Here is a 1,282-nt window from a genome sequence, read left to right as displayed (position 1 = left end):
CTCAACACAGAAAGAAAAAACTTGATATACATAAAGATCTAATTCTTTCCTGGTTAAGAGAACATCATGATCTATCAGCTGCTCAAGTTTATGATTGGTTGACCGAAAGGTATCCTAATTTCCAGATCGGTGAAAGTACCGTTCGTAGTTATGTTGGGGCTTTACGTCAAGAATATAAAATCCCTAAGGAAAGAACACAGAGGCAATATGAGGCTGTTCCAGAAACACCTATGGGACAACAAGCACAATTAGATTTTGGTGAAACCATTCAAAAAAATGAACAAGGAAAAGATGTGAAGATGTACTTTGTCGCCATACTTCTATCTCATTCACGGTATAAATACATGGAGTGGTTAGATCGACCTTTTACCACAAAGGATTTAATTGAATCCCATAACCGAGCATTTCAATACTTTGGGGGTATCCCTTATGAAATCGTTTATGATCAAGATAACTTAATTGTGGTCAGTGAAAATCGGGGCGATTTAATATTAACTTCAGCATTTGAAGCTTATCGTAAAGATATGAGGTTTAAGCTACATGTGTGTAGAAAAGCTGATCCTGAAAGTAAAGGGAAAATAGAAAATGTGGTTGGTTTCATCAAGAAAAACTTTGCCAAGTACCGAGTGTTTACGAACATCGATTCATGGAATGAGCAAGCTATGGCATGGTTGGCTCGTACAGGGAACGGTAAGATTCATAATATCACGAAAAAAAGACCGACCGACGTGTTCAACTTAGAAAAGGAACACTTACGACCGATCTTTAGATCATTCAGTGCGACCAACACTGAACCTAACAAAGATATTTCAAGTATACCAAGAGTCGTCCGTAAGGACAATACCATACTCTATAAAGCTAATAGGTATAGTGTTCCTCTTGGAACTTTCAGTCCATACGGTACGGAAGTCCATTTGTATATCAAAGAAAAGCAACTAACCATCATTCATCAAGAGACTGGAGAATTATTAGGCAAACATCAAATTTCAAATAGTCGAGGCAAATTAATACAAGATCGAACTCACACAAGAGACCGATCTCAGGGTATAGATGCTTTCATAACTAGCGTTTCGGATAAATTTAAGGATCCCTTAAAGGCATTCACTTATTTATCAGAAATACGAAAAGTGTTCCCGCGATATATGCGAGATCAATTACAAATGATTTCTAAACAATGCGAGCAAAATAATGAGCATGTATTGCAAGAAGCATTAAATGCCTGTTTAGGGATGAAGTTGTTTAGTGCAGGCGAATTCAAAGACATGATTGAACATGTCAAACG

At 37.1% G+C, this 1,282-nt stretch carries 1 protein-coding gene; it reads left to right on the top strand.

Translation table 11 applies throughout. The annotated features are described in order from the left end of the window. The coding region (gene istA, locus BMY57_RS15800; protein WP_091776415.1) for an IS21 family transposase at positions 1-1,282 on the top strand (1,282 nt) is incomplete at both ends.

The sequence above is a fragment of the Piscibacillus halophilus genome (assembly GCF_900110685.1).
In the GTDB taxonomy this organism is placed as follows: domain Bacteria; phylum Bacillota; class Bacilli; order Bacillales; family Alkalibacillaceae; genus Piscibacillus; species Piscibacillus halophilus.
This window is presented reverse-complemented; position numbering and strand designations above follow the sequence as displayed.